Genomic DNA, 1,785 nt, shown 5'->3' on the forward strand with positions numbered 1-1,785 from the left:
TTCAAGGCGCAAACCACGCTTTGACTGTTTGGTGATGATGGCGGAGGGGACCCACGCGTTCCCATCTCGAAAACCACGCTTTGACTGTTTGGTGATGATGGCGGAGGGGACCCACGCGTTCCCATCTCGAACACGACCGTTAAGCCCTCCAGCGTCGATGGTACTTGAACCGCAGGGTTCTGGGAGAGTAGAACGTTGCCAAGCAGTATCCCTTGTGGGATATTTATTACAAGAGTTTAAGGCAATAGCCTACAATGACGCGGGGTGGAGCAGCCCGGTAGCTCGTCGGGCTCATAACCCGAAGGCCGCAGGTTCAAATCCTGCCCCCGCAACCAATTATGAGTCATTAGCTCAGTTGGTAGAGCACCTGACTTTTAATCAGGGTGTCGTAGGTTCGAATCCTACATGACTCACCATTTGCCTAATTACAGCATGCGCGTATGGCGGAATTGGCAGACGCACTAGACTTAGGATCTAGCGGGCGACCGTGGGGGTTCAAGTCCCTCTACGCGCATACCTAGCAAAAAGGATTAAGTTATCACTAACTTAATCCTTTTTGCTTTTTCTGCATTTTTTGCAGCAATTTGAATTGTAGTGAACAAAGTTGCTAGTATTCACCTCGTCGATTGCAAGTAATTATAAGTCATTCTCATTTACAATAATGTTATATCCACAAAGGAGGTTGAGGCAAATGACACAAGCTACGAAGTTTGTATTAACGCAGGAGATGGTCGAGCAATTTTATCGGGAAGGTTTCTTTTATGCTCCGGGCTTTCTCACAAAAGAAATGGTAGATGCGATCAATGAGGAGAACGCTGCCTTTGCAAACGAAAAAGGGACTGGCGAATGGAAAAGCAAAGGTATAATTAATATTGCTGCGGAGCAGGAGTTGTACCCTGAGACCACGGGATTTTTGACGAGTCCAGATGTTGTAAGCGTTCTGGAACAAATTCTAGGGGATCAAGTCAAACTGTGGATGGGGATGTATGCGGTCGTGGCTCCCCACGGGAATGGGCTGGAGTGGCATCAGGATAATCAATATACCCATATTCTCGGCCATATGCTCAATGGCTTCATTGCACTGGATGATATCAGTCAGCAGAACGCCGGTCTATGGCTGGCACCAGGATCACATTTACTTGGACGGCAGCCAAATATCAACACAGAGCCTGGTCACAGGCGTGCTACAGAACCGGCTAATGGTGTGCCTTGTCCACCATTAGCCCCCGGCGATGCTGTATTCTTCCATCGTGAAACGCTGCATCACAGCAAGCAGAATCATACGGATAAGCCCAGACGCGCATATGCCTTTCAAGTCGCGGCTGCAAGCTGCCGGTACGCCCAGACGGGCAAACGGCTAGAGGACCGTGTCCTTTTGTCCGGATACACAAAAGGATAAAGCCAAATTTTTAATCTATCGTAGCTGTGATACGCTATTATGTTGCTGCCTGCTTGCGGTACACGCTGGGTGTCGTGCCCCTATGCTCTTTGAACACTTTGTTGAAGTAGCTCGGGGTACTGAAGCCGCAAGCAAGTGCTATATCTGTGATGGAATCATGTGTATGCATCAGCATATGAGCTGCGTACTGAAGGCGAAGCCGAATGATGAACTCATTCGGGGTCGAGCCGGTAACTTCCAGTGCGGCATGCATATGAAATTCATGCTCCGTGTAAACGTCCAGCTTTTCTTCGAATAGGATACCTTGTGCGACCTTGACGTTCTGATCAAAAAACGATGCAGCCACGTATTTCCTCCTCTCAAAATGAAATAAGACAGGTAAAAAC

General features: G+C 48.4%; 2 protein-coding genes, 3 tRNA genes and 1 rRNA gene. 5 read left to right on the forward strand and 1 reads right to left on the reverse strand.

Translation table 11 applies throughout. From position 1 onward, the window contains the following. Nucleotides 1-87 precede the first annotated feature (87 nt). The 5 genes from rrf (at nt 88) to AC1DUA_RS36855 (ending at nt 1,399) form a co-directional block, all read left to right on the forward strand. Nucleotides 88-204 (forward strand): 5S ribosomal RNA (gene rrf, locus AC1DUA_RS36835). A gap of 54 nt (nt 205-258) precedes the next feature. Further along, nucleotides 259-335: transfer RNA gene (locus AC1DUA_RS36840), tRNA-Met, on the forward strand. A gap of 5 nt (nt 336-340) precedes the next feature. Continuing rightward, a tRNA-Lys gene (locus tag AC1DUA_RS36845) sits at nt 341-416 on the forward strand. An 18-nt stretch (nt 417-434) separates the two neighbouring features. After that, a tRNA-Leu gene (locus AC1DUA_RS36850) sits at nt 435-514 on the forward strand. A gap of 177 nt (nt 515-691) precedes the next feature. Next, the gene (locus AC1DUA_RS36855; RefSeq protein WP_477504442.1) at nt 692-1,399 is read left to right on the forward strand and encodes a phytanoyl-CoA dioxygenase family protein; all 708 of its coding nucleotides are present in this window, start codon (nt 692-694) and stop codon (nt 1,397-1,399) included. Between the two features lie 37 nt (nt 1,400-1,436). On the opposite strand, the gene AC1DUA_RS36860 is transcribed toward AC1DUA_RS36855, so the two are convergent. Then, nucleotides 1,437-1,785 (reverse strand): helix-turn-helix transcriptional regulator (locus AC1DUA_RS36860; RefSeq protein ID WP_477504443.1); only part of this gene is annotated, 349 nt, incomplete at its 5' end.

This window comes from Paenibacillus sp. 01T422 (assembly GCF_056398785.1).